Source organism: Amycolatopsis sp. MtRt-6 (genome assembly GCF_017308975.1).
Lineage (GTDB): Bacteria > Actinomycetota > Actinomycetes > Mycobacteriales > Pseudonocardiaceae > Amycolatopsis.
On record NZ_JADWPD010000031.1, the window covers coordinates 66448 to 92428 of the forward strand.

A 25981-nucleotide genomic window follows, 5' to 3' on the forward strand; every position below is an offset into this window, starting at 1 on the left:
GGGTCTTCATGTGATCCCCGAACGCGGCGCATTAGTGTGGGGTGGGCCGGCTCAACGCCGAACCGGCGCGGTGTCACCTCACGCAAACTGGAGAGTTGTCTCAAATGAGCTCGACCGGAGTCTCGTCCCCACCCGGAACCGGAGCGGACGCCGAACCCGAATTCGGCAGCCCGCGCTCCTCGGCCAGCCCGGAGCAGATCAGGGACGACCTGATCGACTCCGCCGCCGGGCTGGCGCCGGAGATCGGTGAGCTCATCCGCCTCTACTACCGGCACATCCCGCCGGAGGAGATCGTCGGCGACGAGCCCGTCAACCTGGTCGGCGCCGTCCGCTCGCACCTGCAGCTGGCCAAGCACCGGATGCCCGGCCGCCCGGCCGTGCGGCTGCTGAACCCGACCGTCGCCGAAGACGGGTGGGCCCGCGAAGCCACCGTCGTGCAGGTCGTCACCGACGACATGCCGTACCTGGTCGACTCGATCGCCGCGGAGTTCGCCCGCGACGGCGTGCAGGTGCAGCGGATTGTTCACCCGATCGTGGTGGTCAGCCGTGACCTGACCGGTGAGCTCCTCGACGTCCACCCCGACGCCGACCCGGCCGAGCCGCCCGCGAACTCGGCCGCCGAGTCGTGGATGTACATCGAGATCGACTTCGTCACCGACCGCAACCGCGCCCGCGAGCTCGACAACCGGCTCTCCAGCGTGCTGGGCGACGTCCGCGAGGTCGTCGAAGACGCCGAAAAGATGGCCCAGACGGCCTGCCAGCTGGCGAGCGAGCTCGAAACCGATCCGCCGCGGCTGCCCGAGGCCGAGGTCGCCGAGGGCGCCCGGCTGCTGCGCTGGCTGGCCGACGGCCACTTCACCTTCCTCGGCTACCGCCGCTACGAGCTGGTCGACAACCCGCACCCGGAAAGCGACGAGCCGGCCCTGCGCGCGGTCCTGGCCTCCGGCCTCGGCGTGCTGCGCCAGGACAGCCTTGCCGCCCGCGGCCTCACCGCCGGCCCGGACACCGCCGCGTCCGCGCTGGCGCCGACGCTGCTGGTACTGACCCAGGCGAGCGCGCCCTCCACCGTGCACCGCCCGGTCTACCCGTACTACGTCGGCGTGAAGACCTTCGACGCCGAGGGCAAGGTCACCGGCGAGCACCGCTTCCTCGGCATGTTCACCACCACCGCGCTGCACGAGAACGTCCTCGACATCCCGGTCGTCTGCAAGCGGGTCCGCGAGGTCATCCACCGCGCCGGCTTCCCGATCGAGTCGTTCTCCGGCCAGCGGATGCTCGAAATCCTGCAGAACTGGCCGCGCGCCGACCTCTTCTCCGCCGACACCGACTCGCTGTACTCGACGACGACCGGCGCGATCACCCTCTCCGACCGCCGCCGGCTGCGGCTGTTCCTGCGCCGCGACCCGTACGGCCGCTTCTACTCCTGCCTGGTCTACCTCCCGCGCGACCGCTACACGACGCGCTCGCGGCTGGCGATGCAGGAAGTCCTGCTGGAAGAGCTCGAAGGCACCCAGCTCGAGTACAGCGCGCGGATCGGCGAGACGGTCCTGGCGCAGGTGCACTTCGTCGTGCACACCGACCCGGCGCGGCGCCTCGAGCCGGACACGCTCAAGATCCAGGACCGGCTCAACGACGCCGTCCGCACCTGGGACGACCGGATGGTCGAGGCCGTCCTCGACGAACGCCGGGAGCGCGCCGACGGCGGCGTCGCGGTCGGGATCGTCGGCGAGGAGTCGGCCACCGAGCAGGGCCAGCGCTTCGCGATGGTGTTCCCCGAGGGCTACAAGGAGGACTTCACCGCCGAAGAGGCGCTGGCCGACCTCCGCTCGCTGGACTCGCTCACCGACGAAGGCGACCTCGCGCTGTCGTTCTACCAGCCCGCCGACGCCGGGCCGGGGGAGCGGCGCTTCAAGCTCTACCTGCGCGGCGAGGGCGTCACGCTCTCGAAGGTGCTCCCGGTGCTGCAGGCCATGGGCGTCGAGGTCGTCGACGAGCGGCCGTACGAGCTGCACCGCGAAGACGGCGGCGCGTGCTGGATCTACGACTTCGGCCTGCGCGTCGACCAGAAGATGGTCGACGAGTCCGACGAGCACGCCGTCGAAGAGCTGCGCGGCCGCTTCCAGGACGCCTTCGAGGCCGCCTGGCGGGGCGACGCCGAGGTCGACGGCCTCAACGGCCTGGTGCTGCGCGCCGGGCTCACCTGGCGCCAGGCCGCCGTGCTGCGGGCCTACTCGCGCTACCTGCGCCAGGCCGGCAGCGCGTTCTCCCAGGACTACATCCAGAACACGCTGCTGAACCACACGCAGGTCGCGACGAAGCTGCTGCGGCTGTTCGAAGCCCGGTTCGCGCCCCAGCTGTCCGACGCCGACCGCGAGTCCGCGACCGAAGCGCTGGCCACCGAGCTCAACGCGATGATCGACGAGGTCACCAGCCTCGACGAGGACAGGATCCTGCGGCGCCTGATGGCCGTCATCCGCGCCACGCTGCGGACGAACTACCACGTCACCGACGCCGACGGGAAGACGCGGCCGTACCTGGCGATCAAGCTCGACCCGGCCGGCGTGCCCGACCTGCCCGAGCCGCGGCCGAAGTTCGAGATCTTCGTCTACTCGCCGCGCGTCGAGGGCGTGCACCTGCGCTTCGGCGAGGTCGCGCGCGGTGGCCTGCGCTGGTCGGACCGCCGCGAGGACTTCCGCACCGAGATCCTCGGCCTGGTCAAGGCACAGGCGGTGAAGAACGCCGTGATCGTGCCGGTCGGCGCGAAGGGCGGCTTCGTCGTCAAGCGCCCGCCGGCCCCGAGCGGCGACGCCAGCATCGACCGCGACGCCCAGCTCACCGAGGGCATCGCCTGCTACCGCATGTTCATCTCCGGCCTGCTCGACCTGACCGACAACCGCATCGAGGGCAAGACCGTCCCCGCGCCCGGCGTGGTCCGGCACGACGCCGACGACTCCTACCTGGTCGTCGCGGCCGACAAGGGCACCGCGAAGTTCTCCGACATCGCGAACGAGATGTCGGCGAAGTACGGCTTCTGGCTCGGCGACGCGTTCGCGTCCGGCGGCTCGGTCGGCTACGACCACAAGGCCATGGGCATCACCGCGAAGGGTGCCTGGGAGAGCGTCAAGCGGCACTTCCGCGAGCTGGGCAAGGACACCCAGACCGAGGACTTCACCGTGGTCGGCATCGGCGACATGATGGGTGACGTCTTCGGCAACGGCATGCTGCTGTCCGAGCACATCCGGCTGGTCGCGGCGTTCAACCACATGCACGTCTTCCTCGACCCGAACCCGGACGCGGCGACGTCGTTCGCGGAGCGGCGCCGGCTGTTCGACCTGCCGCGCAGCTCGTGGGACGACTACGACCGCTCGCTGATCAGCGAAGGCGGCGGCATCTACCCGCGCACGGCGAAGTCGATCCCGATCAGCCCGCAGGTGCGCGAGGCGCTCGGGCTCGAGGACGGTGTCACCGCGCTGGCGCCGATGGACCTGATCCAGGCCATCCTGCTGGCGCCGGTCGAGCTGCTGTGGAACGGCGGCATCGGCACCTACGTCAAGGCGGAGAGCGAAACCCACGCCGCCGCCGGGGACAAGGCCAACGACGCCATCCGCGTCGACGGCAAGCAGCTGCGCGTCAAGGTCTTCGGCGAGGGCGGCAACCTCGGCCTGACCCAGCTCGGCCGGATCGAGTTCGCCCGCAACGGCGGCAAGATCAACACCGACGCGCTCGACAACTCGGCGGGTGTCGACTGCTCCGACCACGAGGTCAACATCAAGATCCTGCTCGACCACCTCGTCCAGACCGGCAAGCTGGAGCGCGAGCAGCGCAACGAGCTGCTGGAGGAGATGACCGACGAGGTCGGCGCGCTGGTGCTCAAGGACAACTACCGGCAGAACGCCGTCCTCGGCGTCAGCCGGGCGCACGCCGCGCCGATGCTGTCGGTGCACGCCCGTCAGGTGCAGGCGCTGGTGTCCGCGGGCGCCTTCGACCGCAAGCTCGAAGCGCTGCCGAGCAACTCGGAGTTCCGCGAGCTGGAGAAGGCGGGCAAGGGCCTCACCTCGCCGGAGCTGGCGACGCTGCTCGCGCACGTCAAGCTGGAGCTCAAGGACGAGCTGCTGGCCAGCGACCTGCCCGACTCGCAGGTGTTCGCCGGCCGGCTGCCCGAGTACTTCCCGAAGCCGCTGCGCGAACGGTTCGCGAACGCCATCGGCGAGCACCCGCTGCGCCGCCAGATCATCACCACGATGATCGCCAACGAGGTGGTCGACGGCGGCGGCATCTCGTTCGTCTACCGGCTGATGGAGGAGATGAACGCGACCGCGACGGACGCGGTGCGCGCGTACGCCGTGGTGACGCGGGTGTTCGACCTCCCCACCCTGTGGCAGGAGATCGACGCGCTCGACAACGTCGTGCACACCGACGTCGCCGACGAGATGGTGCTGGAGACGCGGCGGCTGCTCGACCGGGCCGCCCGCTGGTTCCTCACCAACCGGCCGCAGCCGCTGGCACCGCTGTCGGAGATCAAGCGCTTCGGCCGGGTGCTCAACGACCTGGTGCCGAAGATCGGCGACCTGCTCCGCGGCCGTGAGGCCGAGTCGGTGCAGACGAACGCGGACGAGCTGATCGAGGCCGGGGTGCCCGCGGGCCTGGCCCGCCGGGTGTCGCTGCTGCTGCACACCTTCGGCCTGCTCGACGTCACCGAGGTGGCCGAGCTCGCCGAGCAGCAGATCGGCGTGGACGCCGTGCACAGCCCGGCCGAGACGGCGGAGCTGTACTACGCGCTCTCGGCGCACCTGGACATCGACTCGATGCTCACCGAGATCAGCAAGCTCGAACGCGGCAACCGCTGGCACGCCCTCGCCCGGCTTTCGCTGCGCGACGACGTCTACGGCTCGCTGCGGGCGATCACGCTGGACGCGTTGCGGCACAGTGATCCCGGCTCGTCCGGCGACGCCAAGATCGCCCAGTGGGAGAAGACGAACGCGTCCCGGCTGCAGCGGGCGCGCGTCGCGCTCGACGAGATCACCAAGTCGGGCCGGCTCGACCTGGCGACGCTTTCGGTGGCGGCCCGGCAGATCCGGAGCACGGTGCGGTGACCTACGTATCGCACGTCCGCCCGCGCTGGACGGACATGGACGTCTACGGCCACATCAACCACGCGAAAATGGTGACGCTGCTCGAAGAGGCCCGCATCCCGCTGCTGTTCGAAGGGGCCGTCGAGGCGGGGCTCGACCAGCTGCCGAAGGGCATCGTCGTCGTCCGGCTGGAGGTGGGGTACAAGGCGCCGATCGTGGTGTCCGGGCAGCAGCTGCGCGTCGACATCGACCTGACCGAGCTGCGCGCGGCGAGCTTCACGCTGGCCTACCGCGTGCGCGGCGGGCCTTCTGCGGACGACCCGGTCGCGGTGACCGCGGAGACGGTGCTGGCGCCGTACGACACGGTCGCGCTGCGGCCGCGTAGGCTCACCCCGGCCGAGTCGGAGTTTCTGAAGCAGGGGTTCGCGGATGCCTGAGTTGTTCGTGCCGGACGCGGCCGACCGGGAGACCCTCGGCGCGTTCGTCGCCCGCGCGGTCCGGCTGGACGGCCAGACGGCCGTCCGGCTGCGGCAGCGCGGCGACGGCGTGGTCGAGGCCTGGACGGCAACGCCGTTCGAGTGCCTGGCCACCCGAGCGGTGGCCGGAGACGTGACGCCCGGCGACGTCACGGTGTCCGGCAACGAGCTCCTCGCGGCGCTGACGGTGGCGGGCGGCCCCCGGATGGACCCGGGCCCGGCCCGCGACCTGCTGTGGCACGGCGAGCTGCCGCCGTCCGGCCGCTGGCCGCTGGTCGACGAGCTGCCGGCGCGGGTGGTGTCGGAGCTGGCGGACCGTGGGGTGACGCTGGCCAGGGACAACGTGGGCCCGCACGGCACGCCACCGGCGTCCCTGATGGACCAGGCGGTGCTGACGGTGACGGGGGAGTCGGTCGAGGTCAAGGTCCAGATGCGCTGCCTGTTCGCGATGTCCGGCATGGGTTTCGTGGACTCGGACGTACCGGGCGACGTGGTGCGGGTGACGGCCACGGATTCGTGGCTGCGCCTGGACGCGCGCTACGGAGCGATCGTGCGGCGCCGGCACGCGTTGTTGCCGCTGCTGTTCTGACGAAGTCCTTACGGCGGCCACCGTGCCTGGCCGGGCGGTGGCACGCTGGTCGGATGACCCCCGACGAAGACCCGACCGCGGACTTCCTCGACTCGGTGCGCGCGGGGGAGACGCCGTGGCGGCAGGACCGTCCGCCGGACGAGCGGGCGCCATCGCCCGCGGAGAGACCTGAGAGGTGGGGCCGCACGCGCGCGGCGGGCCGGGCGGCCGCCCGGGCGGCGCCCTACCTCCAGGCCGCGGCGTTGGTGGCGTGGCTGGCAAGCGGCGCCTTCGACGACGGCTCGGGCAACCAGTCCGGCTGAACCTCGCGCCGCGCGCGGCCCGCCCTCCCTGGGGGCTGCCCCCGCTTCCAGCGTATCGGCAGCGACCGACGAAACTCGCCTGCCGGCCGCGCCAACGGTCCGGTTGTCCACAGCACCGCTGAGTTGTGGGCAACCTGCGTGTCCGCGGCACCGGCCAGCCGTCCAGACGGCCCTGCCGCCAGGCCGCCGCGTGGCCGGCAAGCGGCGCCGTCGGCGACGGCTCGGGTGGTGACCAGGGCCAGTGGTGGCGTAAGACGAGCGGACCGGTCAAGGTACCCACGGGGCTCGTCCTGGCCGGCCCACACCGGCTGGGCGGCGCGTGGTTGCCGAGTCGACGAACGCCGCGCCGCGCGCGGCCCGCCCTCCCTGGGGGCTGCCCCCGCTTCCAGCGTATCGCCGGCGACCGACGAAAAGCCCGGACGAAAGCCCTCCGGTCCGGGTTGTCCACACCCACCGTGGATTGTGGAAGCCCGGTTCGCGTCAGACCAGCCAGGCGGCCGAATCCGCAGGCAGCTTGCCTTCCACCAGCGGACTGCTCGACAACAGGAGCTCCCCCGGCGGCAACGCAATCGGCGATGCCGAGGTGTTCAGCGCGCACACCAGCCCACCCCCGCGCCGTCGGAACGCGAAACATCCCGCCGGCGCGCCGTACCACTCCAGCTCGTCGCCGCCGAACGCCGGATGCGTCTTCCGCAGCTCGATCGCGGCACGGTACAGCGACAGCGTCGAGTCCGCGTCCTCGATCTGCTTCTCCACCGTCAACCCCGCCCAGGAAGCCGGCATCGGCAGCCACGTGCGCGGGTTCCGCGAGAAGCCGAACGGCGGCAGGTCGCCCTCCCACGGCAGCGGGACCCGCGCCACGTCGCGCCCGAACTCCGCCCCGCTCGTCTTGGCCCGTGGGTCGGCCATGTCCGACGGCGACAGCGAAACGTTCGCCAGTCCCAGCTCTTCGCCGTTGTACAGGTACACCGCGCCCGGCAGGGCCAGCTCCACCAGCGCCATCGCCCGCGCGCGGCGCACGCCGGCCGGGCCGCCGCCGTAGCGGCTCACCTGGCGCCAGACGTCGTGGTTGCCCAGCGTCCAGGTCGCCGGGGCGCCCGTGCGGGCCGGGACCGCCAGGGAACGCTCGATGGCCGTGCGCATGGCGTCGGCGTCGAAGTGCGTGAGCACGAGCCGGAAGTTGAACGCCAGGTGCAGTTCGTCGGGCCGCAGGTAGCGCGCCAGCCGTTCCTCGTCGGTCACCCAGATCTCGCCGACCGCCATCGCGTCCGGGAACTCGTCGAGGACCTTGCGGATCATCTGGTGGATCTCGTGGACGCCGTCGTGGTCCCACCGCGGGTCGTAGTAGTGGCTCGGCCCCAGCGCGTCGGCGCGCGGGTCCATGTCCGGCAGGCCGGGCGGCTTGGCCATGCCGTGCGCGACGTCGATGCGGAAGCCGTCGACTCCGCGTTCGAGCCAGAACCGCAGGGTGCGCTCCAGGTCGGCGGCGACCTCCGGGTTGGCCCAGTTCAGGTCCGGCTGCTGCGGCGCGAACAGGTGCAGGTACCACTGCCCGTCCGGCACGCGCGTCCAGGCCGGGCCGCCGAACGCGCTGACCCAGTTGTTGGGCGGGTCTTCGCCCTTCGGGCCGACGCCGTCGCGGAAGATGTAGCGGTCGCGCTCCGGGCTGCCCGGCGCGGCGGCCATCGCGGACTTGAACCAGGCGTGCTGGTTGCTGGTGTGGTTGGGGACCACGTCCACGGTGACCTTGATGCCGCGCTTGTGCGCCTCGGTGAGCAACACGTCGAAGTCGCCGAGGGTGCCGAACATGGGGTCGACGTCGCGCGGGTCGGCGATGTCGTAGCCGTGGTCGGCCATGGGGGATCGGTAGAAGGGCGTCAGCCACAGCGCGTCGACGCCCAGCAGCTCCAGGTAGCCGAGCCGGGAGTGGATGCCTTCCAGGTCCCCGACGCCGTCACCGTCCGAGTCGGCGAACGAGCGTACGTAGACCTGGTAGAAGACGGCGTCCTGCCACCAGGCTCCCTGGCTCATACGAAGCTGTTCATCATGCTGTGCGCGGCCATCTCCAGATAGGCCCAGAGCTGCCCGCGGTACGGCTCTTCCAGGTTCTCTTCGTCGACGGCGATCCGGATGCAGCGAAGCCAGGCATCCCGCTCGAGCGGCCCGATCTTGAACGGCGCGTGCCGCATCCGCAGCCGCGGGTGCCCGCGCTCGTCGGAGTAGGTGTGCGGGCCGCCCCAGTACTGGATGAGGAAGAGCCGGAAGCGTTCTTCGGCGGGCCCGAGGTCTTCTTCGGGGTAGAGCGGCCGGAGGATCTCGTCGCGCGCGACCTCCTCGTAGAACCGCCCGACGATCCGGCGGAACGTCGGTTCGCCGCCGACCGCTTCGTACAGGTTCGCCGGTTCGCTCACTGCAGACACGCCTTCCATTTTGCCCTTGGGGTGCGGGTTCCCGACGCCCGGTCCCGCGGGTGGGCGGACCGTCGCGAATCCGTTTCCCAGCGTAACCACGCCGCCCGCGCGGACGGGTGGCCGCGGTGCTCGAACACCGCGACCACCCCGTCATGACGAAGTGCCTGACGTCACTTCTTCTCGGCCGTCGGCGCCGCGGACGGGAACAGCCGGCCGAGCGGCGGCTCGAAGCCCGCCTCCTCCAGGGCCGCCAGCAGCTGGGCCCGCAGCGCCCGCTGCACCGCCCACTGCTTGCCCGGCCGCACCTTCACCGTCAGGCGCAGGGAGAGACCCTCCGGTGTGACGCTTTCCACACCCAGCATCTCCGGCGGCTCGAGGACGTTGTCCTTCAGCGCCTCCCCCTCGGTGGCCGCCGATGCCGCGTCCGCGAGCACCGTCGTCGCGCGCTCGACGTCGGCCGTGTAACTGAGCGGTACGTCCACGACCGCCACCGCGAAGCCCTGGCTCGAGTTGCCGACGCGCAGCACCTCGCCGTTGCGGACGTACCAGACCGTGCCCTTGACGTCACGCAGCGTCGTGATCCGGAGGCCGACCGACTCGACGGTTCCGGACGCTTCGCCGACGTCCACGACGTCACCCACGCCGTACTGGTCCTCGACCATCATGAAGATCCCGGACAGGAAGTCCTTGACCAGGTTCTGCGCGCCGAACCCGATCGCGACGCCGATGATCCCGGCCGACGCGATGATCGGGCCGAGGTTGATGCCGAGTTCGCCCAGCACGAGGATGAACGCCAGGCCGTAGATCAGGAACGTCGACATCGACTTCAGCACCGAGCCGATGGTCTTCGCGCGCTGGCGGCGCCGTTCGATGACGGCGGAGCCGAGCACCTCCGGCGCGCGCTCGCGCAGGGGGCGCAGCAGCGACGGGAGCTTGCCGCCCGTCTTCGGCAGGGTCGTGACGCGGTTGATCAGCCGTCTCAGCAGCATGCGGATCAGGAACGCGATCACGACGATCATCAGGATCTTCACCGGCTTGGTGATCAGCCAGTTCGCCGAACCCGCCAGCCACGCGTTGTTCGTGACCTCATACACCTGGGCGCAGAACGTGCTCGGGTCTTTTATGCACGGTGGGTCGACGGAGGGGAGCAGGGAGAGCACGGCGGTTCGTTCATCCTTCCGATCGGGTCGGGCACCCCAACGCCGAGTGGATGTTGGGTCGCGCGGATGTGACACGTCATGTAACACACGTGCGCTGGGGGCCTGTTCTGTGGTCGACTATGCCTACGCCCCTGGAGGTGGTCGAGTGCCAGACCGACAACCCAGCCCCCGCGGCGCCTCCGGCCGAGCCACGGCCGACGAGGCGCCAGAGGTGGTCCTGCGTGCCTATCCGGGGGGTTCCGCAGCCGGCGGAACCGTCCCGGCCGGGCCGGGGACCCGCCCAGGGGGAGTGACCCGCCCGCCCGGACAGCGTAGTAGAGGCCGCGATCCGGCCGCCCCGGCCTGGGGGCGGCGCCGGGTGCTCCTGCTCAACGCCACTTTCGAGCCGTTGACGGCGTTGCCCCTGCGGCGTGCTGTCGTGCTCGTGATGTGCGGCAAGGCCGAAGTGGTGCACGGTGACCCCGGCGGGATCGAGCTGCATTCGGCGAAGGTTTCGCTGCCGGTGCCCTCGGTGATCCGCCTCAGCACGTACGTCCGCGTACCGTATCGGGCCCAGGTGCCGCTGACCCGCGCGGGTCTCATGCACCGCGACCGGTACCGCTGCGCCTACTGCGGAGGGCGGGCCGAGACGATCGACCACGTCGTTCCGCGCAGCCGGGGTGGCCCCCACAGCTGGACCAACTGCGTCGCCTGCTGCGCCAAGTGCAACCACCGCAAGGCGGACCGGCTGCTTTCGGAGATCGGCTGGCGGTTGCGCATCGTCCCGCGGGCGCCCCACGGCCCGCACTGGCGGCTGCTCGCGCACTCCAAGGAGGCCGATCCGCTCTGGCGGCCGTATCTCGGCTCCGCCGCTTAGTCGTCCAGGCGAGCGGAGCCCGGACAAGCCGGCGCCCCGGCTGCCTGTGCGGCGGCCGGGGCGAGCCGGGTGCTTGCGCGCTGTGCTCAGGTAGTGCGTGCGGCCCTGGAGTACGGGGTCAGGCAGCGAGCGCGTAGTCGCTCTGGCAGGTGACGCGGGTGCCCATGGTGACGCGCGTGCCGCGGGTGACACGGGTGCCTCGCGTGACGCGGGTGCCGCAGGTGACTCGCGTGCCGGCCGTCACACGCGTGCCCATCGTGACGCGAGTGCCACGCGTGACGCGGGTCCCTCGGGTGACCCGCGTGCCGGCCGTCACCCGGGTGCCCATGGTGACGCGGGTGCCCGCCGTCACCCGTGTACCGCGAGTGACGCGTGTACCCCGGGTAACCCTTGTGCCCGACGTCACACGCGTTCCGGGCACGAATTCGATGTCGCTCAGTGACGAGGTGGTCTCGGTGATCGCCTGTGCGGGCGTCTGGACGCTGTTCATGGCAAGGCCTCCTGGGACCGGTGCGTTACCTGCTGGGGCTGGGGAGCGGGGCGCAAGGCCCGTACAGGTGAAAAAGCTACGAGGATTTCAAGGCGCCGACAAGACGACAGCGGCGGGTGCGGCCGCCTGTACGTTGAGTTGCAACCTTTCGGCCCGATGGTCTTCGCCCCAACGTTCCAGTGGCCGCGCGCCAAGCGGCGGACGGCAGTCGGCTTACGACGAACGGTCGAGTGCGCCGCGCGCGGTGGGTGTGGAGGTCATCCGATACGCTCACCGCCGTGAACGTTGTCGAGACGATCGTGGTCTTCGCCGTGATCCCGCTGGCCATCTACGGTCTCGCCGGGCTGCTGACGCTCCGGCGCAGGTCCGGCGCTGCCCCGCGGCACCGGTCCGGCCAGGCCTGGGACTACCCGGCCATGTGGTGGAGCGCCAACCCCGAAGGGGCGGGCACGGGACACCGGCACGCCGGCACCGAGAACAGCGCGCCCGAGGGCGCCCCGACCGCGGCGGGAGGCGCTCGTGGCAACTGGTGAGCTGACGAAGCGCGTCGACGAGTCCGAGCTGGGCTACGGCGAGGCGCTGATGGCGACCGGACGGGTCTCCGCGGCCAAGATGTACGAGCCGGCGGCGCCGGCCGGGCCGTTCAACACCCGGCAGCTGGCCCGCCTCGACGAGGCGCTGACGTTCGCTTCGCGGGAGACCGGCTTGGACTTCAGCCTGTACCTCGGCGAGCTGGGCACGGACAGCCGCGAGACGGCGGAGAAGCTGCACACGACGACGGCGGACCCGTCGAACTCGGTCCTGATCGCGGTCTCGCCGGGGGAGCGGTTGATCGAGATCGTCACGGGCAAGGCGGCGCACCTGCGTCTGCCGGACCGCGGTGCCAAGCTGGCGGTGGCGAGCATGGTGGCGTCGTTCAAGGAGGGCGACCTGGTTCGTGGGCTGGTCAACGGCCTGGTGAACGCGCTGCGGATGCTTTCGGACCAGGCTGGTCCCGCGCCGCGCTGATCTTTTTCGAGCCCCGCGCCTCGGGTTGAGGCGCGGGGCTCTTTGGCGTTCGCACCCTGGTCTCAAGCGCCCCAATGTGGCCTTCGGTGCGTTGAGCGCACCGAAGGCCACCTTGGGTGCGTTGAACGCAACCAAGGCCACAGTGGGGCGTTGGCGCGGCGTCAACGGCGGATTTCGGTCGGAAATCGACGCGAATGGGCCGTTCGCGCCCTCGTGTGCCCGGTTCTTGTCGGACCCGGTCGGCATCCTCGGCGCATGTTGCGAGGAACCTGGAGCAAACATCCGCTCGTTACCGGTCACCAAGACAACCCTGACGTCGTCCGCGTGTCCGAACTCGAAGAGATCGGCATGCCCCGAAGCAGCGTTTATCGAAGGTGCCTGCCCGGCGGTCCCTGGCGCCGGCTGCTGCCCGGAGTGATCCTGCTGCATCCCGGGGAACCGACCGACGAGCAACGGCTGAGAGCCGGGCTCCTCCGCGGTGGTCCCGGTGCGCTGATCACGGGCGTCTGGGCACTGCGGCGTCACGGATTGCGTCAGTTACCGGAGCCCGGCATCGTCCATCTGCTGGTGCCTCACGAGCGCGAGGTCACGAGCGCGGGCTTTGTCCTCGTCGAGCGAACCACCCGGATGCCGGGTGCCCGGACGAAGGAGGGCATGCCGGTCGCACCCGTGGACCGGGCTGTGTTGGACGGGGCTCGGCGCATCCGCGACTTCGACGTCGTCCAGGCGATGCTCGCCGAGGCAGTGCAACGCAGGAGATGTACTGCCGAGCAACTGGATCGTGAGTTGCGGCTGGGGAGTCAGCGCGGCTCGGCGATACCTCGCCGGGCCTTGCAAGCTCTCCTGAACGGCGCCGAGTCGGTCGCCGAGGCGGACGCGTGGGAGGTCTGGAAGCGCTCGGGCCTGCCCACGGCGGAGTGGAACGTCCGCGTCTACGATCGCCACTCCGAATTCGTCGCGAAACCGGACGCGTGGTGCGAAGATGTCGCGTTCGCCTGGGAGATCGACTCTCGTGCGTACCACGAACACGGCGACTTCTACGCGGCGACCTTGGCGCGCAATGCGCGCTACTCGGCTGCCGGGATCATCTGCCTGCAGACCTTGCCGAGCCGCCTCCGGACCGAGCCCGACAAGGTGATCACCGAACTACGCGACGCGTATGCCGCGGCGTGTGCCCGTCCGAGACCGCCGGTCACTTGCCGTCCGTGAGGATCCGACCGCCCCAAGGTGGCCTTCGGTGCGTTCAACGCACCGAAGGCCACATTGGGTGCGTTGAACGCAACCAAGGCCACATTGGGGCGCTTGAGCTCAGGACTGGGCGTCGAAGTCCCGCGCCGCCAACGCGCGGACGATGCCCGCCCTGCCCTCCGATACCAGGCGGCGGAGGGCCTGCGGGTGTTCGCCCGCCAGCCACTCGTCCGAGGCCGTCACCGTCTCCGGGGCCACCGCCCATGACGGGTACAGCCCGATCGCGATCGGCTGTGCGCGCTCGCTGGACCGGCGCTGCCACACCTCGTCGATCACCTCGAAGTAGCGTGCCACGTACGACCCCAGCAGTGCCTTCTGGCCCGGGTGCGAGAAGCCCGAAATGAGCGAGTCGCTGACCGCGTTGGGCAGCTCGTCGTCGTACACCGCGCGCTGCCAGGCGTCGGCCTTGGCCTCGTCCGTGGGGCGCAACGCCCGGGCGCGCTCCGCCTGGCGGCGGCCCGTTGCCGTGTTGTCGCGGGAAAGCTCGGCGTCGATCTCCGCCGTGTCCGCCTTGCCGTGGGCCACCAGCGCGTGCAGCAGGCGCCAGCGCAGGTCCGTGTCCACCGTCAGGCCCGGGAGCGGCGACGAGCCGTCCAGCCAGCCGGACAGCACCGACAACGTGGCGTCGTCGAGCACCGAGCCCGCCAGCGAGTTCACGAACGCCAGCTGGTGGTCCGAACCCGCCTCGGCGGCGCGGACCAGCTCCAGCAGCCGGGCGGTGAACGCCGGCCAGCCCGTTGCGGCCGCCCACTCCTGCTCCGCGTACGAGTTCAGCGCCGTCTGGGCCTGCAGCAGCAGGCGCTGGACCACGCCGACCTCGGACTCCGTGTGGATGCCGCGCTGCACCAGCGTGACGAAGTCGCGGGCCTTCAGCTCCGCCTCGCGGGTCATCTCCCACGCCGCCGACCAGCACAGCGTCCGCGGCAGCGGCTCGGTGATGTCGGCGATGCGGTCGATCAGCGTGGTCAGCGACGCCGGGTCGAGGCGCATCGTGCAGTACGTCAGGTCGTCGTCGTTGACCAGCACCAGCTTGCCCGCCGGCTGGCCGACCAGGTCCGGCACCTCGGTGCGCTCGCCGTCGACGTCGAGCTCGACGCGGTGCTTGCGGACGATCTTGCCGGAGCCGTCCTCGTCGTACACGCCCACCGCGACGCGGTGCGTGCGCAGCTCGCCCGCGCCCGGCTTCGCCCCCGACTGCACGACCGCGAACGACGTGAACGACCCGTCCGCGCCGACCTCGTAGCGCGGGCTCAGCGAGTTCAGCCCGGTCGTCTCCAGCCACTGCGCGCTCCACCACGACAGGTCGCGGCCGGACGCCTCTTCCAGTGCGCCCAGCAGGTCCGCCAGGGTCGCGTTGCCCCACGCGTGCTTGCCGAAGTACACCTTCAGGCCGTCGAGGAAGTGCTCGAGCCCGACGTAGGCGACGAGCTGCTTGAGCACGCTCGCGCCCTTGGCGTAGGTGATGCCGTCGAAGTTGACCTCGACCGCGTGCAGGTCGACGATGTCGGCCGCGATCGGGTGCGTCGAGGGCAGCTGGTCCTGCCGGTAGGCCCACGACTTCTCGATGTTCGCGAAGCTGGTCCACGCGTTCTTGTACTCGGTGGCCTCGGCCTGGGCGAGCACGCTCGCGAAGGTCGCGAACGACTCGTTCAGCCACAGGTCGTCCCACCAGCGCATGGTGACCAGGTCGCCGAACCACATGTGCGCCATCTCGTGCAGCAGCGTCTCCGCGCGCCGCTCGTAGGCGTAGCGGGTGACGCGGCTGCGGAAGACGTAGTCCTCCAGGAAGGTCACCGCGCCGGCGTTCTCCATCGCGCCCGCGTTGAACTCCGGCACGAACAGCTGGTCGTACTTCGAGAACGGGTAGGGCGTGCCGAACTTCTCGTGGTAGAAGCCGAAGCCCTGCTTGGTCTCGGTGAACAGCCGGTCGGCGTCCATGTGCTCGGCCAGCGACGCGCGGCAGTAGATACCGAGCGGGATCGTCTTGTGGTCGTCGGTGTACTCGTCACGCCACTCGGCGTACGGGCCGGCGATCAGCGCGACCAGGTAGGTCGAGAGCCGCTCGGACTCCTTGAACACCGTCCGGACCGCGCCTTCCGGCGTCTCCTCGGTGGACTCGGCCATCGTGTTCGAGACGACCTTCCAGTCCTTCGGCGCGATCACCGTGAGCCGGTAGACCGACTTCAGGTCCGGCTGGTCGAAGCAGGCGAACATGCGCTTGGCGTCCGCCGTCTCGAACTGGGTGTACAGGTAGACGCCGTCGTCGACCGGGTCGACGAACCGGTGCAGGCCCTCGCCGGTGTTCATGTACCGGCAGTCGGCGGTCACCGTGAGCTCGTTGGACTCGGCCAGCCCGGCCAGCGCGATGCCCTTGTCCTCGACGTACGCGCTGACGTCGACGTCCGCGCCGTTCAGGGTGGCCGAGTGCACGCGGTCGGCGACGATGTCGACCCACGTCGATTCGCCGGCCCGGGCGCTGGTGAACCGCACGGTCGTCGTCGACGCGAAGGTCTTCTCCCCGGGACCGCCGTGGCCGTCGGTCAGATCGAGCTCGATGTCGTAACCAGTGACGTCGAGCAGATCCGCGCGCAGCTTGGCTTGGTCGCGGGTCAGGTTGGGGGCGGGCACAGGCACCTCTGGTCGTTGGTATCGGTTTTCAACTCCCCGCATCCAATCATGGGGACGGGGTGGCGGGCGATAAGGGAACAACCCCGCGTTTCCCGGTGTTGGCCCGTCGTGTGGGGGTCCGCCCACACCGAAACGTGACTCAGGAGTGCCCCGATGACCGCTGCCGAGCAGCCCACGAAGGTCGATTTCTACTTCGACCCGATCTGCCCGTTCGCGTGGATCACCTCCCGCTGGATCCTGGAGGTGGAGAAGCACCGCAACCTGGACCTGAACTTCCGGATCATGAGCCTGTCGGTGCTCAACGACGGCCGGGACGAGCTGCCCGAGCAGTACAAGGAGCTGCTGGCGAAGGGCTGGGGCCCGGTGCGCGTGGCCGTGGCGCTGTCGCAGCTCAAGGGCGAAGAGGTGCTGCGCCAGTACTACACCGAGTTCGGCACCCGCTACCACAACCAGGGCGTCAAGGACTACGACACGGTCATCAAGGAGGCCCTCGCCGCGATCGGCGCGCCCGCCGAGCTGGCCGAGGCCGCGCACTCGACCGAGTACGACGAGGCGCTGAAGAAGAGCCACCACGAGGGCATGGACCCGGTCGGCCAGGACGTCGGCACCCCGACCATCCACATCGACGGCGTGGCGTTCTTCGGCCCGGTGCTGACCTCGATCCCGCGTGGCGAGGACGCGCTGAAGGTGTTCGACGGCGCGGTGGCGCTGGCGAGCTACCCGGACTTCTTCGAGCTCAAGCGCACCCGCACGGGCGACCTCAACTTCGACTAAGGCGTCGCCAGCGCGGCCAGGGTGACGTCGCTGGGGTAGCGGGACGCGGCGACGGCGGCCACTTCGGTCGTTTCGCCGCGGCCCACGCCTGCCTTGAGCGTGATCAGCTCGTGGAGGCCGTCGCGGTGGTAGCGGACGAACTCCGCGTCGACCGGCTCGCCGTGGCCGGGGACCACGACGCGGGGTTCCAGCGCCAGGATCGCGTCGAACGCGTCCGGCCAGGCGGTCAGGTCGGTTTCGTCGCTGAACGAATACTCGCTGAACCCGGCTTCGGCGTGCTCGACGACGTCGCCGCCGAAGACGACCGCCGCGTCCGGGACGTGCACCACGACGTCGTGGTCGGTGTGCGCGCGGCCGGGGTGCAGCAGGACCGCCGTGCGGCCCCCGAGGTCGAGCTCGACGCGGCCGGTGAACGTGTGGTCCGGCGCGACGATGTTCGTGCGCGAAATCGCCTCGGCGATCTCCGGGTTGCCCTCCTTGCGGTATTTGGCCACCCACTTGGCGCGGACGGCGTCGACGTCCGTGTTCAGCTCGGCCGCGCAGCGCTCGTGCGCCCAGACCTCGCACGGCAAGAACGCCTCGGTGCCCCAGGCGTGGTCGAAGTGCGCGTGCGTGTAGACGACGGCCCAGGGCAGGGGCGTGAGCTCCCGGACGGCGGCGGCCAGCTCGGCGCCCTGTTCGAGGTCGCCGCGGGTGTCGACGACCAGGCAGCGCTCGGCGCCCACGACCAGCCCGACGGTCAGGTCCAGCTCCGCGTAGCGGCGCGCGTGCACGCCGTCGGCGACCTCCATCCAGCGGCCGGTCATGCCAGTACTCCTTCGCGCAGGACGGGAGCGGCGTCGCTCACGTCGAGTTGTGCGGCCAACGCGACGTCGCCGCCGTGGCCGGCTTCGGTCAGTTCGCGCCCGGACACGCAGCTCGCCAGGGCCGCGACGTCGACGGCCCGGGCGGCGAGCGCGGCTTCGGCGGACACCGAAAGACCGTATCCGGCCAGCGCGGCGGCGATCGCCCCGGCGCCCACCTGGTCCTCGACGCACGGCCGCAGCGGCCCGGACGTTTCGCCGTCACCGAAAACGTTCACCCCCCAGCGTTCCCCGGCCGAGATCAGCCCAACCGGGCCACCCAGCGAGACGGCCTTCGCGGCGACGGCCGAGGCGTTGCGCAGGCAGCCCACGAGCACGTGCGCGCCGGTTGCTGCGGCGGTGTCGCACAGGGTCGCGCCGTTGGGCGAGGGGAGTGCCAGCAGGGTCCCCGGCGGGATTTCCGTCACAGAAGACGGCCTGAGGGTGAACTCGCCCTCGCCCGCGATGACCGCCCCGGCGGCCCTCGCCCGGGCCACCCCGCGCTCGTCGCGCCACCGGACCGGCAGCACGCGCCCGCCGCGGCCGACCACGAGATCCGTGGTGGTGCTGAAGGAGAGCACGTCGACGACGATCAGGACCGCGCATTCGCGGCCGAGCGCGGCGACCCCTTCGGCGCCCCAGTCGAGCCGCACGTCGTACCCCGTTTGCTCCCAGATGCCCACCCCCGGAGCATGCCCGAAACCGGCCGTGGTGGCAGACTCCTGGCCGTGCGTGTCTACTTGGGATCCGACCATGCCGGTTTCGAGCTGAAGAACCACCTGGTGGCTCACCTGGAGAAGCAGGGCCACGAGGTCACCGACGTCGGTCCGCACGTCTACGACGCGGCCGACGACTACCCGGCGTTCTGCGTCGAGGCGGCGCTGCGCGTGGTGGCCGACGAGGGCAGCCGCGGCATCGTCGTCGGCGGCTCCGGCAACGGGGAGCAGATCGCCGCGAACAAGGTCCCCGGCGCCCGCGCCGGCCTGGCCTGGAGCGTCGAGACGGCGAAGCTGTGCCGGGAGCACAACCACGCCCAGCTGATCGGCGTCGGCGCCCGGATGCACACCGCCGAAGAGGCCACCGAGATCGTCGAGGCGTTCCTGGCGACCGAGGTCTCGCCGGAGGAGCGGCACGCCCGCCGTGTCCAGCAGCTGCTCGACTACGAGCGCACCGGGACCCCGCCGGCGTTGCCGGACGCCTGATGCCCGAGGGGCACACGCTCCACCGGCTCGCGCGGCTGCACAAGCGCCGGTACGCGGGCGCGCCGGTCGAGGTGAGCAGCCCGCAGGGCCGGTTCGCCGCCGAAGCGTCCCGTTTGGACGGTCAGGTGTTCGTCGGCGCCGAGGCGCACGGCAAGCACCTCTTCCACGACTACGGCCCGCACGGCGTCGTGCACATCCACCTGGGGCTCTACGGCACCTTCGGCGAGTCCCCGCTGCCCGCGCCCGAGCCGGTCGGGCAGGTCCGGCTGCGGCTGGCCGGCCGGACACATTGGACGGACCTGCGCGGGCCGACGAAGTGCGAGCTGCTTTCCCCGGACCAGGCCGACGCGATCAAGGCCCGGCTCGGCCCGGACCCGCTGCGCCGCGACGCGAAACCGGAGCTGGCCTGGGCGCGCATCTCGCGGTCCAAGACGTCGATCGCGGCGCTGCTGATGGACCAGGCGGTGCTCGCGGGCGTCGGCAACGTCTACCGCGCCGAGGTGCTCTTCCGGCACGGCGTCGCGCCGCTGACGCCGGGACGCGCGCTGGACCGCGCGTTGTGGGACGACATGTGGGCCGACCTGGTGACGCTGATGCGCGACGGCGTCCGCGTCGGCCGCATCGACACGGTCCGCCCGGAGCACCTGCCGGAGGCGATGGGGCGGGCGGCCCGCGTCGATCGCCACGGCGGCGAGGTCTACGTCTACCGCCGCGCCGGCGAGCCGTGCCTGATCTGCGGGACGCCGGTGGCGAACTCGGAGCTGGTCGGGCGGAACCTCTACTGGTGCCCCACCTGCCAGAAATGACCTGACCCGAGCGCCCCAATGTGGCCTTCGGTGCGTTCAACGCACCCAATGTGGCCTTCGGTGCGTTGAACGCAACCAAGGCCACATTGGGGCGCTTGAAGCCGGGGGTCAGAAGTCGAAGCCGCCCCCGTCGAAGCCTCCGCCGTCGAACCCGCCTCCGTCGAAGCCGCCGCCGTCGCCGCCCCAGTCGCCCCCGGCGTCTCCGCCCGCGTCACCACCGGCGTCGCCGGATTCGAGCGCGTCCTGCTGGCCCGCGTCGTAGCCGGACTCCCAGGCCGCGGCGCTCGCGATGCCGCTCATGCCGGAGAACATCGCGCTGAACAGGAACATCGACCCGAGGCCCCAGGCACCCGCGACGAGCGCGGGCTTCCACCACGGCTCGCTGTACCAGCCCTGCGGCACCGGACGACCCGCGACGCGGCCGCCGGGGTAGTAGTACGGCGTGTCCTGGCCGGCTTCGGGCGACGCCGCGTAGTGCTGGCCCTCGACGTCGACGTCGCGGCGCTCGGTGACCTTGCCGGCGCGCTCGCGCTCGGCCTCCTCCGGCAGTTGCGGGCCGGGGTCCATGCCCATGGCGACGCGCGCGGCGCGGACGTAGTAGAGGCCCTCGACGGCGGTGTCCTTCACCAGCCGGGCCTGCTCGATGGTGCGCGCCTGCTCCAGCTGCGAGCCGGCGGCGTTGTAGCGCTCGCTCGCGTCGGCCATCGCCTGCATCGACGCGGTGTCGTTGCCGTTGAGGTTCAGGACCTGGCCGCCGAGCCGCTCGACCAGGCGCCGGGCGTCGGCCTTGGCGTCGTCCAGCTCCCGCTGCCGGGCCGCGGCGCGTTGCCGCGAGAAATACAGGCCGCCACCGACGATCACGGCGACGAGCACGATCAGGAAGATCGCGGTGCCCATGGACCACTCCCAGAAGTTCGGGGCTCGGTGGCCGGTGGCCACCTTTGATTCGGACAACGCGGACGCTACGCGGTGGGTTCCCGGCAGGTGATGCGGCCCACCGCGAGACCTGGCCGAAAAAACTAGAACACGTTATAGTTCGGCCATGAAGTTCACCCTGTCGATCGCGATGAACCCCCTCGATCAGCTGGGCGAGCTCGCCCGGGCCGCCGAAGAGGCCGGCTTCGCCTCCATAGCCCTGCCCGACTCGCTCTTCTACGCCGAAACGGTGAACACGGACTACCCGTACACCCCCGACGGCAGCCGGTTCTGGACCGCGGAGACACCCTGGGTGGACCCGCTCGTCGCGGCCGCGTCGATGGGGGCGGTGACCAGCCGGATCCGGTTCTACACGTCGGTGCTCAAGCTCGGCTCGCGCAACCCGGTGCTGCTGGCCCGCCAGGTCGGCTCGGCGGCGGTGCTCACCGGCGGCCGGTTCGGCCTCGGGCTCGGCGTCGGCTGGCTGCCCCAGGAGTTCGAGTACTGCGGCGTGCCGTTCGAGCGGCGCGGCAAGCGCGTCGACGAGGGCATCGACGTGCTGCGGCTGATCCTCGGCGGCGGCATGGTCGAGTACCACGGCGAGTTCTACGACTTCGACAAGATCCAGATGAGCCCGGCGCCGCCGTCGCGGGTGCCGTTCTACATCGGCGGCCACACCGAGGTCGCGCTGAAGCGCGCCGCGCGGGTGGCCGACGGCTGGTCGTCGGCGATGATGAAGCTCGACGACCTGCGCTCCACCATCGCCCGGCTGAAGGAGCTGCTGGCGGAGCAGGGCCGCGCCGGTGACCCGTTCGAGTACCAGGCGGTCTGCATCGACGCCTTCGGCCTGGACGGCTACCGCGCGCAGGCCGAAGCGGGCGTCACCGACGTCATCACCATGCCGTGGGTGTTCGACGGCGTCGGCTTCGACGCGCCGGTCGGCCCGAAGCTCGAGGCGATCCGCAGGTTCGGTGCCGAGATCATCGCGAAGTTCGAGGAGTGACTCCCATGGGCGTGCAGGTCAGCTGGGACACGGCGGCGGAGCAGCCGCCCGCGCGGCGCGCGGCGTTCGCGTCGATGACCGCGGTGGCGGCGGGGGACAAGGAGGGCTGGCTGGCGCTCTTCGCCGCGGACGCCGTCGTCGAGGACCCGGTGGGCCCCTCGATGTTCGACGCCGAGGGCAAGGGCCACCACGGCCGCGAAGGCATCAGCGCGTTCTGGGACATGACGATCGCGAACGTCGAGCGCTTCGAGTTCACCATCCGCGACTCCCACGCGGGCGGCGACGAGGTGGCCAACGTCGGGACGATCACGACGTTCCTCCCGGGCGGCTACCGCGTCGACACCGACGGGGTGTTCGTCTACCGCGTCGGCGAGGACGGGCTGATCCGGTCGGTGCGGGCGTTCTGGGAGACCGAGCGCGCGATGGCGACCGCGCGGCAGGTGGCGGAATAGCGTCCCGGCCACCGGCACCACACTTCATATCTCATACATGATCTCTTGACTCCCGGTTAGGTAGGTCTCTTTACTAACGGGTGCAGACCTCCGATGTCTCCACCTCCGGGAGTACCCATGTCCTCACTCCGGCGCACCACGAGCGCGGCCGCCGCGCTCGTGATCGCGGCCAGCTGTCTCGTCCTGGGCTCCACCCCCGCACCGGCCCTCGAAAACGGCCTGCTCCGCACACCGCCGATGGGCTTCAACAACTGGAACTCGACGCAGTGCCGGGCCGAGTTCAACGAAACGATGATCAAGGGAATCGCGGACATCTTCGTCAGCAAGGGCCTCAAGGACGTCGGCTACACCTACGTCAACATCGACGACTGCTGGGCGCTGCCGTCGCGCAACTCGGCGGGCAACCTGGTGCCCGATCCGGCGCGCTTTCCCAGTGGCATCAAGGCACTCGCCGACTACGTCCACGCCAAGGGCCTCAAGTTCGGCATCTACACCAGCGCCGGCACGAAGACCTGCAACACCGCCGGCTTCCCGGGCGCGCTCGGCCACGAGCAGCAGGACGCGAACCTGTTCGCCTCCTGGGGCGTCGACTACCTGAAGTACGACAACTGCAACAACCAGGGTGTCGACGCGCAGCAGCGCTACAAGGCGATGCGGGACGCCCTCGCGAAAACCGGCCGCCCCATCGCGTATTCGATCTGCGAATGGGGCCAGACCAAGCCGTGGACCTGGGCCGAGCCGGTCGGGAACCTGTGGCGCACCACCGGTGACATCTCCGACAGGTGGTCGAGCATGATCGGCAAGGCGCAGGCCAACCGCGGCCTCGCGCAGTACGCCGGCCCCGGGCACTGGAACGACCCGGACATGCTAGAGGTCGGCAACGGCGGGATGACCACGACGGAGTACCGCACGCACTTCAGCCTGTGGGCGATGATGGCGGCGCCGCTGCTGATCGGCAGTGACCTGCGCAAGGTGTCGGCCGACGACTTCGCGATCCTGAAGAACACCGACGTCATCGCGCTCGACCAGGACCCGCTGGGCAAGCAGGCGACGGTGCTGAGCGCGAACGCGGGCCTGGTCGTCTACAGCAAGGTCCTCGCCAACGGCGACCGCGCGGTGGCCCTGTCCAACGAGACGGCCGCGACGGCGACGATCAGCACGACGGCGTCGGCCACGGGGATCGGCAGCGCGTCTTCGTACACGCTGAAAGACCTGTGGAGCAAGGCCGTCCGCACGACCACCGGCACGATCAGCGCCTCGGTGCCCTCGCACGCGACGGTGCTGTACCGCGTGTCCCGGGCCGGCGGCGCGGCCCGCTTCGAAGCGGAGTCCGCGTCCCTTTCGGCGGGCGGCACGATCGACGCGAACCACGCTGGCTACTCCGGAACCGGCTTCGCGAACGGCGCCAACGCCGTCGGCAGCTACGTCGAATGGCAGGTGACGGGCCCGGCGTCGACGCTGACGTTCGGCTTCGCGAACGGCACGACGGCCGCGCGTCCGGTGGACATCTCGGTGGACGGCACGGTGGTCGCCGCGGCGGTGCCCTTCCCGCCGACCGGCGCCTGGACGACGTGGAGCACGGTCGCCCGCCCGATCAGCCTGGCGAACGGCCCGCACACGATCCGCCTGACCGCGACGACGGACGGCGGCCCGGCGAACCTCGACTACCTGGACGTCTCGCCGTAGACCTACCTGGCGGAGCCGCGTTCGTCGTAGCTCCGCCGGGCGGCTTCGACCTGGCCGAGGTTGCCCGACCACTCGGCGAGCGAAGCGAACAGCGGGCCGAGGCTGCGGCCGAGCTCGCTGATCTCGTACTCGACGCGCGGCGGGACCTCGGCGTGGTAGGTGCGCACGACGAGGCCGTCGCGCTCCAGCTGCCGCAGCCGCTGGGTGAGCACCTTCGGCGTGATCGTGGCGATGCGGCGCTCGAGCTCGACGAACCGCTGGCGGCCGAACTCGTTGAGCGCCCACAGGATCGGCGTGGTCCACCGGCTGAAGACGATGTCGACCACCGGGGCGATCGGGCAGGCCAGCTCGGGTGTGGTCTCGGTCACTTTCGCGCCTCCAGCCAATACTTTCCTCTAGGTACCTACTATAAACCGGAATGTAGCGTCGTGCCCATGATCATGGTTGTGGGAGCGACGGGAAATGTCGGAGCACCGCTGGTGCGGATGCTGGCCGAGGCGGGCGAAGAGGTGACGGCGGTGTCCCGCCGGATCACCGAGGCGCCCCCGGGAGTCGTGGTGCGGCAAGGAGATCTGGCGACACTGGACTTCGAAGGCGTGTCGGCGGTCTTCCTGATGGTGTCGGGCGCGTTCGTGCCACTGGACGAGGTCCTCGGCCGTGCGAAGGCGGCGGGCGTCCGCAAGGTGGTGGCGCTGTCGTCCCAGGGCGTGGTGACCGGCCGCCACCCGGCGGTCCTGGAGGACTCGGTGCGCCGTTCGGGTCTGGAGTGGACACTGCTCCGGCCGGGCGCGTTCGCGTCGAACACGCTGCAGTGGGCGGAAAGCATCCGATCGGCCCGCCGGGTCGTGGCGCCGTTCGCCGACGTGGCCCTGCCGGTGGTGGACCCGGAGGACATCGCGGCGGTCGCGGCGGCGGCGTTGCGCGAAGACGGCCACGCGGGCCAGGCGTACACCCTGACGGGCCCGGCCCCGATCACCCCGCGCGAGCAGGCGGCGGCGATCGCCACGGCGGTGGGCGAGCCGGTGCGGTTCGTCCCGCAGGCACGCGAAGAGGCGCGCGCGATGATGCTGGGCTTCATGCCCGCCGAGGTGGCGGACGTGACGCTGGACATCCTCGGCGCACCGACGCCGGCGGAGCAGGAGGTGAGCCCGGACATCGCGCGGGTCCTGGGCCGGCCGCCGCACCCGTTCGCCGAGTGGGCGTCGCGGTGCGCGGGGGTGTTCAAGTGACGGAGCTGGCCTACCGCGAACTGGGCACCGGTGCGCCGCTGGTGTTCCTGCACGGCAACCCGACATCGTCCTTCCTGTGGCGCAACGTGATGCCGTCCCTGCCGGGCCGGCGCCTGGCCCCGGACCTGATCGGCATGGGCGATTCCCCCAGGCCGGACATCGCCTACACCTTCGAAGACCACGCGCACTACCTCGACGAATGGTTCGACGAGCTGTCGTTGGACGACGTCACCCTGATCGGCCACGACTGGGGCGGCGCACTGGCGGCGGACTGGGCGGCCCGGCACCCGTCGCGGGTCCGCCGCCTGGCGTTCACCGAAGCGGTGTTGAAGCCGATGACGTGGGAGGAGTTCCCACCGGCGGGAGCGGAGGTGTTCCGCGCGATCAAGACACCGGGCCTCGGGGAGTCGCTGATCGAAGACTTCCTGTCCGGCCTTCCGCCGGAGTACGCAACAACGCACCACCGCCCGTTCCTGCAGTGGGCCCGCTCCCTACCCCTGGGCGGCGAGCCGCCCGAGGTGGTATCCCGAATCGAGGCATTCGGCCGCTATCTGGGGGCAACCCCGCGGATCCCCAAGCTGCTGGTGACGTTCGAGCCGGGCCCGGACACGATGCTGACGCCCGCAATGGTGGAGTGGTGCGCCACAAACTTCGCCTCCCTGAAGGTGGTGGCCCGCCCGGAGAAGGCGGGTCACCACACCCCCGAAGACCAGCCGGAAGCCCTCACAGAGACGCTGGCGAACTGGCTGGCAGCATCAGCATGAGCCACTCCCTGCCGACGGCGGCAGAGCAAAGGGGCCAGAACAAAGGGGCGGCAGAGCAAAGGGGCGGC

General features: G+C 70.7%; 25 protein-coding genes. 16 read left to right on the top strand and 9 right to left on the bottom strand.

Annotated elements, in window-relative coordinates:
- Positions 1 to 104 precede the first annotated feature (104 nt).
- From I4Q55_RS38080 to I4Q55_RS38095, 4 genes are read left to right on the top strand one after another with little or no spacing between them, the layout of a single operon-like run.
- A complete protein-coding gene (locus I4Q55_RS38080) occupies positions 105 to 5093 on the top strand; it encodes an NAD-glutamate dehydrogenase (protein WP_206795202.1) in 4989 nt (1662 codons plus the stop codon).
- On the top strand, positions 5090 to 5509 hold the full coding sequence (locus I4Q55_RS38085; protein ID WP_206795204.1) for a thioesterase family protein: 420 nt from the start codon (positions 5090 to 5092) through the stop codon (positions 5507 to 5509). The genes I4Q55_RS38080 and I4Q55_RS38085 overlap by 4 nt, the downstream gene beginning before the upstream one ends.
- Positions 5502 to 6137 carry a hypothetical protein gene (locus I4Q55_RS38090; protein ID WP_206795206.1) on the top strand — a complete coding sequence of 212 codons (636 nt, stop codon included), beginning with the start codon at positions 5502 to 5504 and terminating at the stop codon, positions 6135 to 6137. Before I4Q55_RS38085 ends, I4Q55_RS38090 begins: the two co-directional genes overlap by 8 nt.
- A gap of 53 nt (positions 6138 to 6190) precedes the next feature.
- Positions 6191 to 6439 (top strand): hypothetical protein, encoded by a 249-nt coding sequence (locus I4Q55_RS38095; RefSeq protein WP_206795208.1) that lies wholly within the window; start codon positions 6191 to 6193, stop codon positions 6437 to 6439.
- A 480-nt stretch (positions 6440 to 6919) separates the two neighbouring features.
- Here I4Q55_RS38095 and I4Q55_RS38100 read toward each other — a convergent pair whose 3' ends face one another.
- The 3 genes from I4Q55_RS38100 to I4Q55_RS38110 form a co-directional block, all read right to left on the bottom strand.
- Complete coding sequence (locus I4Q55_RS38100) at positions 6920 to 8470, bottom strand: glycoside hydrolase family 13 protein (RefSeq protein WP_206795210.1); 1551 nt, start codon at positions 8468 to 8470, stop codon at positions 6920 to 6922.
- Positions 8467 to 8850 (bottom strand): globin, encoded by a 384-nt coding sequence (locus I4Q55_RS38105; protein ID WP_374194517.1) that lies wholly within the window; start codon positions 8848 to 8850, stop codon positions 8467 to 8469. The genes I4Q55_RS38100 and I4Q55_RS38105 overlap by 4 nt, the downstream gene beginning before the upstream one ends.
- Positions 8851 to 9020: 170 nt before the next feature.
- Entirely contained in the window at positions 9021 to 9974 is a 954-nt protein-coding gene (locus I4Q55_RS38110; protein WP_206795334.1) for a mechanosensitive ion channel family protein, read from the bottom strand.
- Positions 9975 to 10368: 394 nt separating this feature from the next.
- Between I4Q55_RS38110 and I4Q55_RS38115 the strand changes: the two genes are divergently transcribed.
- The gene (locus I4Q55_RS38115) at positions 10369 to 10866 is read left to right on the top strand and encodes an HNH endonuclease (protein ID WP_176171908.1); all 498 of its coding nucleotides are present in this window, start codon (positions 10369 to 10371) and stop codon (positions 10864 to 10866) included.
- A 118-nt stretch (positions 10867 to 10984) separates the two neighbouring features.
- On the opposite strand, the gene I4Q55_RS38120 is transcribed toward I4Q55_RS38115, so the two are convergent.
- On the bottom strand, positions 10985 to 11356 hold the full coding sequence (locus I4Q55_RS38120; protein ID WP_206795214.1) for a hypothetical protein: 372 nt from the start codon (positions 11354 to 11356) through the stop codon (positions 10985 to 10987).
- Between the two features lie 278 nt (positions 11357 to 11634).
- Here I4Q55_RS38120 and I4Q55_RS38125 point away from each other — a divergent pair, with 278 nt between their 5' ends.
- The 3 genes from I4Q55_RS38125 to I4Q55_RS38135 all read left to right on the top strand — a co-directional run bounded on the left by I4Q55_RS38125 (position 11635) and on the right by I4Q55_RS38135 (position 13573).
- Positions 11635 to 11889 (top strand): hypothetical protein, encoded by a 255-nt coding sequence (locus tag I4Q55_RS38125; protein WP_206795216.1) that lies wholly within the window; start codon positions 11635 to 11637, stop codon positions 11887 to 11889.
- The gene (locus tag I4Q55_RS38130) at positions 11876 to 12364 is read left to right on the top strand and encodes a DUF5130 family protein (protein WP_206795218.1); all 489 of its coding nucleotides are present in this window, start codon (positions 11876 to 11878) and stop codon (positions 12362 to 12364) included. Before I4Q55_RS38125 ends, I4Q55_RS38130 begins: the two co-directional genes overlap by 14 nt.
- 423 nt (positions 12365 to 12787) lie before the next feature.
- Positions 12788 to 13573, top strand: coding sequence for a hypothetical protein (locus I4Q55_RS38135; RefSeq protein WP_206795336.1), 786 nt, complete (start codon positions 12788 to 12790; stop codon positions 13571 to 13573).
- A 99-nt stretch (positions 13574 to 13672) separates the two neighbouring features.
- On the opposite strand, the gene pepN is transcribed toward I4Q55_RS38135, so the two are convergent.
- Positions 13673 to 16240, bottom strand: coding sequence for an aminopeptidase N (pepN, locus tag I4Q55_RS38140; RefSeq protein ID WP_206795338.1), 2568 nt, complete (start codon positions 16238 to 16240; stop codon positions 13673 to 13675).
- A gap of 153 nt (positions 16241 to 16393) precedes the next feature.
- Between pepN and I4Q55_RS38145 the strand changes: the two genes are divergently transcribed.
- The gene (locus I4Q55_RS38145; protein WP_206795220.1) at positions 16394 to 17014 is read left to right on the top strand and encodes a DsbA family protein; all 621 of its coding nucleotides are present in this window, start codon (positions 16394 to 16396) and stop codon (positions 17012 to 17014) included.
- Here the strand turns inward: I4Q55_RS38145 and I4Q55_RS38150 are convergent.
- Positions 17011 to 17820, bottom strand: coding sequence for an MBL fold metallo-hydrolase (locus I4Q55_RS38150; RefSeq protein ID WP_206795222.1), 810 nt, complete (start codon positions 17818 to 17820; stop codon positions 17011 to 17013). The genes I4Q55_RS38145 and I4Q55_RS38150 overlap by 4 nt on opposite strands.
- Positions 17817 to 18539 (bottom strand): 2-phosphosulfolactate phosphatase, encoded by a 723-nt coding sequence (locus I4Q55_RS38155; protein WP_374194516.1) that lies wholly within the window; start codon positions 18537 to 18539, stop codon positions 17817 to 17819. Before I4Q55_RS38155 ends, I4Q55_RS38150 begins: the two co-directional genes overlap by 4 nt.
- Positions 18540 to 18584: 45 nt before the next feature.
- Here I4Q55_RS38155 and I4Q55_RS38160 point away from each other — a divergent pair, with 45 nt between their 5' ends.
- Together I4Q55_RS38160 and I4Q55_RS38165 are read left to right on the top strand one after the other, a co-directional pair.
- Entirely contained in the window at positions 18585 to 19058 is a 474-nt protein-coding gene (locus tag I4Q55_RS38160) for a ribose-5-phosphate isomerase (RefSeq protein WP_206795225.1), read from the top strand.
- Entirely contained in the window at positions 19058 to 19864 is an 807-nt protein-coding gene (locus tag I4Q55_RS38165; protein ID WP_206795227.1) for an Fpg/Nei family DNA glycosylase, read from the top strand. Before I4Q55_RS38160 ends, I4Q55_RS38165 begins: the two co-directional genes overlap by 1 nt.
- A gap of 108 nt (positions 19865 to 19972) precedes the next feature.
- On the opposite strand, the gene I4Q55_RS38170 is transcribed toward I4Q55_RS38165, so the two are convergent.
- On the bottom strand, positions 19973 to 20761 hold the full coding sequence (locus I4Q55_RS38170; RefSeq protein ID WP_206795230.1) for a hypothetical protein: 789 nt from the start codon (positions 20759 to 20761) through the stop codon (positions 19973 to 19975).
- Positions 20762 to 20906: 145 nt separating this feature from the next.
- Here I4Q55_RS38170 and I4Q55_RS38175 point away from each other — a divergent pair, with 145 nt between their 5' ends.
- From I4Q55_RS38175 to I4Q55_RS38185, 3 genes are all read left to right on the top strand, one after another.
- Entirely contained in the window at positions 20907 to 21782 is an 876-nt protein-coding gene (locus I4Q55_RS38175) for a TIGR03619 family F420-dependent LLM class oxidoreductase (RefSeq protein ID WP_206795231.1), read from the top strand.
- 5 nt (positions 21783 to 21787) lie between these two features.
- Positions 21788 to 22234: a nuclear transport factor 2 family protein gene (locus I4Q55_RS38180; protein ID WP_206795233.1), complete on the top strand. Its 447-nt coding sequence runs from the start codon at positions 21788 to 21790 to the stop codon at positions 22232 to 22234.
- A gap of 117 nt (positions 22235 to 22351) precedes the next feature.
- Positions 22352 to 23920: a carbohydrate-binding protein gene (locus tag I4Q55_RS38185; protein WP_206795235.1), complete on the top strand. Its 1569-nt coding sequence runs from the start codon at positions 22352 to 22354 to the stop codon at positions 23918 to 23920.
- 2 nt (positions 23921 to 23922) lie between these two features.
- Here the strand turns inward: I4Q55_RS38185 and I4Q55_RS38190 are convergent, their stop codons facing one another.
- Entirely contained in the window at positions 23923 to 24288 is a 366-nt protein-coding gene (locus I4Q55_RS38190) for a helix-turn-helix domain-containing protein (RefSeq protein WP_206795236.1), read from the bottom strand.
- A 66-nt stretch (positions 24289 to 24354) separates the two neighbouring features.
- Here I4Q55_RS38190 and I4Q55_RS38195 point away from each other — a divergent pair, with 66 nt between their 5' ends.
- Positions 24355 to 25149: an NAD(P)H-binding protein gene (locus I4Q55_RS38195; RefSeq protein ID WP_206795238.1), complete on the top strand. Its 795-nt coding sequence runs from the start codon at positions 24355 to 24357 to the stop codon at positions 25147 to 25149.
- Positions 25146 to 25913, top strand: coding sequence for an alpha/beta fold hydrolase (locus tag I4Q55_RS38200; protein ID WP_206795241.1), 768 nt, complete (start codon positions 25146 to 25148; stop codon positions 25911 to 25913). Before I4Q55_RS38195 ends, I4Q55_RS38200 begins: the two co-directional genes overlap by 4 nt.
- The last annotated feature ends 68 nt before the right edge of the window (positions 25914 to 25981 follow it).

Excerpts from the sequence above, each read along its gene's own strand:
- I4Q55_RS38080 (WP_206795202.1), top strand. The coding sequence starts at position 105 with ATGAGCTCGACCGGAGTCTCGTCCCCACCCGGAACCGGAGCGGACGCC.
- I4Q55_RS38090 (WP_206795206.1), top strand. The coding sequence starts at position 5,502 with ATGCCTGAGTTGTTCGTGCCGGACGCGGCCGACCGGGAGACCCTCGGC.
- I4Q55_RS38095 (WP_206795208.1), top strand. The coding sequence starts at position 6,191 with ATGACCCCCGACGAAGACCCGACCGCGGACTTCCTCGACTCGGTGCGC.
- I4Q55_RS38100 (WP_206795210.1), bottom strand. The coding sequence starts at position 8,470 with ATGAGCCAGGGAGCCTGGTGGCAGGACGCCGTCTTCTACCAGGTCTAC.
- I4Q55_RS38120 (WP_206795214.1), bottom strand. The coding sequence starts at position 11,356 with ATGAACAGCGTCCAGACGCCCGCACAGGCGATCACCGAGACCACCTCG.
- I4Q55_RS38145 (WP_206795220.1), top strand. The coding sequence starts at position 16,394 with ATGACCGCTGCCGAGCAGCCCACGAAGGTCGATTTCTACTTCGACCCG.
- I4Q55_RS38150 (WP_206795222.1), bottom strand. The coding sequence starts at position 17,820 with ATGACCGGCCGCTGGATGGAGGTCGCCGACGGCGTGCACGCGCGCCGC.
- I4Q55_RS38165 (WP_206795227.1), top strand. The coding sequence starts at position 19,058 with ATGCCCGAGGGGCACACGCTCCACCGGCTCGCGCGGCTGCACAAGCGC.
- I4Q55_RS38170 (WP_206795230.1), bottom strand. The coding sequence starts at position 20,761 with ATGGGCACCGCGATCTTCCTGATCGTGCTCGTCGCCGTGATCGTCGGT.
- I4Q55_RS38175 (WP_206795231.1), top strand. The coding sequence starts at position 20,907 with ATGAAGTTCACCCTGTCGATCGCGATGAACCCCCTCGATCAGCTGGGC.
- I4Q55_RS38180 (WP_206795233.1), top strand. The coding sequence starts at position 21,788 with ATGGGCGTGCAGGTCAGCTGGGACACGGCGGCGGAGCAGCCGCCCGCG.
- I4Q55_RS38185 (WP_206795235.1), top strand. The coding sequence starts at position 22,352 with ATGTCCTCACTCCGGCGCACCACGAGCGCGGCCGCCGCGCTCGTGATC.
- I4Q55_RS38195 (WP_206795238.1), top strand. The coding sequence starts at position 24,355 with ATGATCATGGTTGTGGGAGCGACGGGAAATGTCGGAGCACCGCTGGTG.